Raw genomic sequence first — 7,167 nt, 5'->3', positions numbered from 1 at the left:
TCCGGGTCGTTATTAACTGATGTTACGCACGGACGATTTTATCCCGTTTGCCGCGCCGAGCACCGCAGCTTTCGGCGAGACAAATCGGCAGGATAGCCGATTTGCATGCATCGCACCCAAAGGGCGAGGTACAGGGATGTGCCGAGTGAGCAGCCCAAAGGGGCGCTGCATGGATGCAGCGCGTTGCCAAAGGGACAGGAAGTCCCTTTTGGCAACCCTCGTCGAAAGCGAGGAGCGCAAGGGAAAAGCGGCAACGGGCGGCCTTTTCTTTGGTTACTTTCTTTTGGCCGCGCAAAAGAAAGTAACTCGCCTTCGGGTGCGATAAACCCGATTCAAACAATCGTCGCGCTAGCGACACTTTGCTAAACCGATCTGAATTCAACTTACTGCGTAACATCAGTTATTAAACCAATAATAGTGGAGCGCCTGAAAAAACAGCCCGACATAATCCGAACAGTACATCCGTTTTATAAACTACCAAAGTAATCTTAAATTTCAATGAGCTCATGTAAATAACTGTCAAGCTTCGGCTCTATGATAGAATGCGCGGCGTGATAGCGGTACGTCGGCGTCGTCGGGTTTTAGAACTGGATTATAAGTAGGTGTTACATTGCATGCGGCTGATTATATTGGCAAATGGTTATAGTTATGGGATTCATTATGTTTCCGGCATCTCGAAATTATCGCAAACAGACCTAAAACGGCGGAGCAGGCGCTATGCCGGCCGGTTGTTGATGCTGTTCTCCCTGATGGTATCCTCGCCGTGGGGGCACGCGGAGGAGACGGACGGCCAGCCATCCGGCGTGGAGCAGGAAATCATCGCCATTATCGCGGCAAAACAGCATCCATACCTGAAACTGTCCAGCTTCCTCAATCGCGCGGAGGACCTCGAGAATCTCTATAGGTTCAGCGGCCATCAGCTGTTATGGCTGGGCCATGATCATTCGGAAAAAAATATCGCCACAGCCCTGACGTTGCTGGAAGAAGCTTCGGTACACGGCTTGAATCCGGCGAATTATGACGCCGAGGCGCTACAGCGGAAACTGCCGGCGGCCTTGCAGCCCGATCCTGAAAACCATCACTCGCTCGCCTTGTATGATACGGCGCTGAGCCTGTCCCTGCTGCGTTTCCTGCACGACCTGCATTACGGCCGGGTTAATCCGCAAGGCATCAATTTCAACCTGAAGCTAAGGGCAAAAAAACTGACCGATTTGCCGGCGCTGATTAAAGACAGTCTGGCGCAAGATACGATCGCCAAACTGCCCCTGTTGGTCGAGCCGAAATTAAAGCAGTATCAAAAGCTAAAGCAGGCTTTAGCCGCTTATCGCCGACTGGCCGCCGAAGCCCGGCCTTATGAACTGGCCTACACTAAAGCCATACGGTCCGGCGATAAGCTGCCGAAAATGGCGGAGCTGCGCCGGTTCCTGATCGCGGTCGGCGACCTGCCTGAAGATAAAGCCGACGAAGGCGGCAACGACGAAGCCGCGCCGATTTATACGGGCGAAATCGTTGAGGCCGTTAAAAAATTCCAGTATCGGCACGGCCTGGATGCCGACGGCGTGATCGGCAAAAATACCGCCGCGGCACTCAACGTGCCGCTAAAACAGCGTGTCACGCAAATCGAACTAGCCATGGAAAGGCTGCGCTGGCTGCCTGAACTCCCGGCCGGACCGTCGATTATCGTTAATATTCCCGCCTTCCAGTTATGGGCGTTCAACGCCCAAGGGGAAATCGATGCCGAGGCGCTGAATATGAAAGTGGTGGTCGGCAAGGCTTTGGAAAACCAGACACCGGTGTTGATGGCGGAAATGCGGTTTATTGATTTCATGCCGTATTGGAATATTCCCTACAGCATTCTGAAAACCGAAGTACTGCCTAAAATAATCAAAGACCGAAATTATCTCGCCAAGGAGAATATCGAACTGGTCCCCAGTTTCGGCAATGAAATCAAGGCCGTGCCATTGACCGACCAATCAATTTCCCGGTTGAGAAAAGGCACATTAAAAGCCCGGCAGCGCCCCGGCAACAAAAACGCCCTGGGCAAGGTAAAATTCATTTTCCCCAATCAGAGCGACGTCTATCTGCATGACACGCCGGCCAATGCCTTGTTTGGCAGGTCGCGCCGGGATTTCAGCCACGGCTGCGTGCGGGTTGAACATCCTCGGCGGCTGGCGGAGTTCGTCCTTAAAGACCAGGCGGGATGGAGCCCGGAAACCATACAGGAAGCCATGCAGACGCCGAAAACGCAACGCGTGCTCCTGAAAAAGCCGATCCCGGTTCTGTTCTTTTACACGACGTCGTTTCTCGATCAGCATGATAATTTGGTGTTTTACCAGGATATTTACGATCATGACCCGGTTTTGCAGAGCGCCCTGGAAAAACCGGCCGACCTGTCCGATCAGTCGCTTTTCATCAGCAAAAGTCCGGCGCCGGTCCAATTAGTCAGGTAAGCGCAATCCGGTAATTATTGGCTGATTACGTACGGGCGCTTTCATTCTGTTTAATGCGCTGAGCACCCCAGCTCTTTTGTGCCCCGTGAATATTCGGCGGGATACAGGAGAGCGGCTCCCCGGCAGTTGACACTCCAACCAGCGAGCACGCTGGTCTTGCCCACTGGCAACCGGCTTTCAGGTTATAGAGGATGGCATCGAGCACCCGCCGAGGAGTTTCAGTTAACGCCACACTCCATCGATCAGACGACTCGGGTAACGCTTCTTCCGCTTTTTGATTCATGAGTGCCACTACCGGCGGCAAAATCTCACCGGCCTGAAATCCGCAAAAACGCAATCGCCCCGGCTCCCCAGGGACTGATCCATTTATTGTTTCACCGCAATGAGTCCGACAAAGTTATGCCACTTAAAAAACACTTCGCAATGTGCGAAACCCGTGTCGTGCAACAAGGTGATATTTTCACTGAGTTTATAAGGGATAAGAATATTTTCCAAAGCTTCACGTTTCTGTGAAATTTCCATCTCGCTATAATGGTTGCGTCGCTTGTAGTTATAATAATACTTGATGAAGTCCCGATTAAAGATGCTGTCTTCAGCTAATATTTTTTCCACCAGAATCAATACACCGCCGCCGTTTAAACCATCAAAAATGGATTTCAACAATTTTTCCCTATTAATGGGACGGACAAATTGGAGTGTCAGACATAAGATCGCGACTGATGCGTTGGAAATTTCGACATTTTTATTTAAGTCCGCAATACGTAATTCAAAAGAGCGTTTAAAACCGGCTTCTTCCAGTTTGTTTTGGCATTTGCTCAACATTTCAGGGGAATCATCAATTCCAATAAAACGAATATCCTCGGCTATCGAGGTGTTCATACCGATTAGAGTAGTCCCAGTAGCGCAGCCTAAGTCATAGACATCTGTACCTGCAGTGGCATAGTCGGCAGCCAGTTCCGCCATCATGCGCTGAATTTCTCCGTAAAAAGGCACCGAACGGTTCACCATATCATCAAATACATTGGCAACCGCGGTACCGAATTTAAAATCTGCAGCCTTTTGAGTTTGTTCCTTAAAAACTTGATCTTTGCACATGGAAATCCAAAAAATTAATCGCTTCGGAAAAGCTTGTTTGTTGACTGGACAGGTCTATTACCGATCCCAAAAAAATTTTAAACCTTAGCATAGGGTTATAATTCCGCTTTACAGTAAGCTCTGGAGGAGACAGTAATTGCAGGGCCCAGACGATTACTCGAAGCACTGTGGCATATGATTTCCACTCACTTGCGAAAAATAAACTGCGTCCACGCTTTCGCATTCAAATCATAGGCATGGCACACTCTCCAAGCGTGTTAATAAAGTGTGTAAAATTTACCCGTTTTTCCAGCATCGCTCATTGCACGGTCACTGCGACAATACGAAATAATCCCGTTTGCCGGCAAAATCTTTCTGTTGTTCTCGTAACTCATGCGGCGGTTTTGAATGTGACGATACTAAAAAGCAAGATGCAATAAATCCGGCACTAACAGTCTTTTAGGGACCATTGTGGACCTCAAACGAGTTGGCTAAAATGCGGAGCCTTAGTCAGAAATTTCAATCCCCCGCCACCAACCGGAAACCTTGATTTTACTGGAGATTTCCGCAGACGCCAAGTGAGGGGTACAATATCTCACTCAATTTTTTAAGGGAGTTTATTATCATGCAGTCAGCTAGTATCACCCCACTCAGCCGTTTCTTGGTCTCCACGGGTAACGTCTTATATCACGCGCGCAAGATGTTGTTGCCGGGAATCGCGATCGCACTGATCATCATGATTAAACCGTTCTTGTTCCTAGGAAGCCACTCACTCGACCAGTTAATGGTGATTCTTGGGATTATGATTGCCTTGGCTGGTGAGGTATTGCGCCTGGCGACCATCGGCTTTGCCTACATTCATCGTGGCGGAAAAAATCGGCAAGTATATGCCACCAAGCTGGTCGTGAAAGGATTATATTCACACACACGGAATCCGATGTATGTAGGGAATTTTCTGATAACGATGGGGTTGAGCCTACTCTACGGTTCGCCCTTGCTTTCCTCGTTGATCTTCTTGTCCTTCGGGTTTGTCTATCTTGCTGTCATCTCGGCGGAAGAGGATTTTCTCAGGAAAAAGTTTGGTCAGGAGTTTGAGACTTATACGAAAACCGTCAATCGCTTCTGGCCCAATCTGCGCGGCCTGAGTCGAACTTTACGGGAATTCGACCATTATAACTGGCGCAAGGCTCTCGATAAGGAAACCGGAACGATAGTCGAGGCACTGCTCATCGGCGTCGCACTGGTCGCATGGAAGACCTATGCCCTCTATGGGTTCGAAAATAGTCACTCGGTCTTCGCTGTCCTGGCTGTGGTATTTTTGTTGGCAGTGGCCTTGTCTGTTTTAGTCAATTACTTGAGAAAAACGGGACGCTTGGTATCGGACCTTCACAATGAGCACAGTGACTTGGGGTAGTCTGGTTCCGCGAGCGGGTACTGGTAGCACGAAAACGGATGAAACAATAAATGGATCAATCCCTGAAGTGCCGGGGCGATTGCGTTTTTCGGATTTCAGGCCGGTGGAATTTTGCTGCCGGTAGCGGCACTCATGAATCAAAAAGCGGAACTGCTTCGAGGCTAAAGCGTATCGTCATGAGAATTTGATCTACCAGTACCTAAAATCGCCTGTGTCCAGGTGCACAAAGTTAGCTCGCGGATAGTACCCGACCCCGCCGCGACGCATGGCAAGCGCGGCTTTCCTGATCTTACGCGTATCAAATCCGTCCAGATGAATGTCGATGGCCTTGCCTTTCATATGCAGACTGTGCTTGGCGACGCCTCGATACATTTTACGCAATCTGGCATTGGTGCGCGGAGAACGGTAGCCCGAATGGATATGGAAAGGTTTCCTGAGTCCGAGTACCATTGTCAGATCATATAACTGATCCAGCAGTTCCGGGTCTATGGGGTGAACGTCATCGGTATGATAGTCGCGCATCAGGTAACTGATTTCGTGCAGGGCGTCCTGAAGATAATCGCCTTGCTCGAAATAGGTCAGCTTCAGCTTATCGCCGGTATGAACGTGTAGCAGGGAAAGCGTCTTGTGCGTAGGGAAAGGTCTGAGTGCCGCGTTTGCGATTCCGGTCCCGCCGAGTGTTAACAAAGAACCACATGCCATCGTCTTCAGAAACCTGCGCCTTGATGCTACAAACCCGCCCACATCAATTTCTAGGTCTTTCGATATAGTGTTCATGGTTTTTCTTTATGTAACGCTATCGAGGGCATTCTCCTACACCCGCCTTAAATGAATCTTAAATAGGTATTCGTACTGACGCTGCGCAAGCATTTACAGGCGGCATCACGTTAAGCGGTAAAATGCTTCGTAAACTCATCATTACAAACTGGCAGGCCACCAAAACCCATGAATCTATCCTTAATCGTGCTTATCGCGGTGTTTATCCTGATCGCCCTGCGCAAAATCGGCCGCTTTACCATTAAAATCTGGCAAGCGGTGGCCGGCGGCGCCGTGGTTGTGCTGGCCGCCGGCGAGATTAGCTGGCGCGATGCCTTAACGGCGATAGACTTTGATGTCATGCTGTTTTTGCTGGGCATGTTCGCTGTAGGTCAAACACTGGTTCTCAGCGGCTATCTGTATTACCTGGCCTATCGTTTGTTCAACCGGTTCAAATCAGCGCAGCAATTGCTCATGGGCATCCTGTTCGGCGCCGCTTTCAGCTCGGCCCTGTTAATGAACGACACACTTGCCATCATAGGCACGCCGCTGGTGTTGCGACTGGCGCGGGAGCATGGCCTCAACAGTAAACTGTTCTTGTTGACACTGGCTTATGCCATCACGCTCGGCAGCGTCATGAGCCCTATCGGCAATCCGCAGAATCTGCTCATCGCCACTCACGCCGGCTTGGCGGCACCCTTCCAGACGTTTTTCGAAGCCCTGGCCGTGCCGACGCTGCTCAATCTGGCCGTCACGTACCTGATACTGCGATGGGTTTATCGAGCGCAGTTCCGCACCGCCCTGCCGCTGGTCCATAACCCCGTCGAACTGCTGGACCCGAAACTGGCGCGGCTCGCCCGGTTGTCGCTGTGCTTATTGATCGGCCTTATCATCGTCAAAATCATCCTGGTCAGCCTGCGCAGCCCGATCCAGATCAACTTGAGCCATATCGCACTGATCGCCGCCTTGCCGCCGATACTATTGAGCCCCGCCCGGCTGTCGCTGCTAAAAAGCCTGGATTGGGCGACCCTGGTCTTTTTTGCCGCTCTCTTTGTACTGACCGCCAGCGTCTGGCAGACCGGCATCATGCAGCGGCAGGTCGATGCGTTAGCCATAGACCTGACATCAGTGCCGGCGATCATGCTGCTCAGCACCTCACTCAGCCAATTGATTTCCAATGTGCCGCTGGTCGCACTGTATCTGCCCATGCTGACCCATGGCGATAGCGCCTCGCTGATGGCCCTGGCGGCCGGCAGCACGATAGCCGGCAACTTCCTGATCCTGGGCGCCGCCAGCAACGTCATCATTATCCAGCATGCCGAAAAACACGGAGCGACGCTGGGTTTTTTCGAGTTTGCCCGCGTTGGAATTCCATTGGGCTTTATCAATCTGTTGATATACTGGGTCTGGCTGCGCTACTGGTATGGCCCGGCCTGAAAGATTTCCCGACCCGTTGCAGCGCTGGCAGACACT

The 7,167-nt window shown here is 51.0% G+C and carries 6 protein-coding genes; 3 read left to right on the top strand and 3 right to left on the bottom strand.

Translation table 11 applies throughout. From position 1 onward, the window contains the following. The first annotated feature begins 614 nt into the window (after nucleotides 1–614). Complete coding sequence (locus EK22_RS14535) at nucleotides 615–2,450, top strand: L,D-transpeptidase family protein (RefSeq protein ID WP_036252139.1); 1,836 nt, start codon at nucleotides 615–617, stop codon at nucleotides 2,448–2,450. 25 nt (nucleotides 2,451–2,475) lie between these two features. On the opposite strand, the gene EK22_RS14530 is transcribed toward EK22_RS14535, so the two are convergent. Beyond that, the gene (locus EK22_RS14530) at nucleotides 2,476–2,733 is read right to left on the bottom strand and encodes a hypothetical protein (RefSeq protein WP_036252136.1); all 258 of its coding nucleotides are present in this window, start codon (nucleotides 2,731–2,733) and stop codon (nucleotides 2,476–2,478) included. A gap of 83 nt (nucleotides 2,734–2,816) precedes the next feature. Further along, complete coding sequence (cmoA, locus tag EK22_RS14525) at nucleotides 2,817–3,545, bottom strand: carboxy-S-adenosyl-L-methionine synthase CmoA (RefSeq protein ID WP_051961916.1); 729 nt, start codon at nucleotides 3,543–3,545, stop codon at nucleotides 2,817–2,819. A gap of 604 nt (nucleotides 3,546–4,149) precedes the next feature. On the opposite strand from cmoA, the gene EK22_RS14520 reads away from it, so the two are divergent. Then, entirely contained in the window at nucleotides 4,150–4,938 is a 789-nt protein-coding gene (locus tag EK22_RS14520) for a methyltransferase family protein (protein WP_036252132.1), read from the top strand. Between the two features lie 189 nt (nucleotides 4,939–5,127). Here EK22_RS14520 and EK22_RS14515 read toward each other — a convergent pair whose 3' ends face one another. Continuing rightward, nucleotides 5,128–5,715, bottom strand: a complete 588-nt coding sequence (locus tag EK22_RS14515; protein ID WP_051114364.1) for a peptidoglycan L,D-endopeptidase MepK — start codon at nucleotides 5,713–5,715, stop codon at nucleotides 5,128–5,130. 168 nt (nucleotides 5,716–5,883) lie between these two features. On the opposite strand from EK22_RS14515, the gene EK22_RS14510 reads away from it, so the two are divergent. Next, nucleotides 5,884–7,131, top strand: a complete 1,248-nt coding sequence (locus EK22_RS14510; RefSeq protein WP_036252129.1) for an ArsB/NhaD family transporter — start codon at nucleotides 5,884–5,886, stop codon at nucleotides 7,129–7,131. The last annotated feature ends 36 nt before the right edge of the window (nucleotides 7,132–7,167 follow it).

The sequence above is a fragment of the Methylobacter sp. BBA5.1 genome (assembly GCF_000746145.1).
GTDB classification, from domain to species: Bacteria; Pseudomonadota; Gammaproteobacteria; order Methylococcales; family Methylomonadaceae; genus Methylobacter; species Methylobacter marinus.
Note: the sequence above shows the minus strand (reverse complement) of the source record. Positions and strands in the feature narration are given on the sequence as shown.

What these genes read in the sequence shown, in the direction of transcription:
- EK22_RS14535 (WP_036252139.1), top strand. Translation starts at nt 615, where the DNA reads ATGCGGCTGATTATATTGGCAAATGGTTATAGTTATGGGATTCATTAT.
- EK22_RS14530 (WP_036252136.1), bottom strand. Translation starts at nt 2,733, where the DNA reads ATGAATCAAAAAGCGGAAGAAGCGTTACCCGAGTCGTCTGATCGATGG.
- cmoA (WP_051961916.1), bottom strand. Translation starts at nt 3,545, where the DNA reads ATGTGCAAAGATCAAGTTTTTAAGGAACAAACTCAAAAGGCTGCAGAT.
- EK22_RS14520 (WP_036252132.1), top strand. Translation starts at nt 4,150, where the DNA reads ATGCAGTCAGCTAGTATCACCCCACTCAGCCGTTTCTTGGTCTCCACG.
- EK22_RS14515 (WP_051114364.1), bottom strand. Translation starts at nt 5,715, where the DNA reads ATGAACACTATATCGAAAGACCTAGAAATTGATGTGGGCGGGTTTGTA.
- EK22_RS14510 (WP_036252129.1), top strand. Translation starts at nt 5,884, where the DNA reads ATGAATCTATCCTTAATCGTGCTTATCGCGGTGTTTATCCTGATCGCC.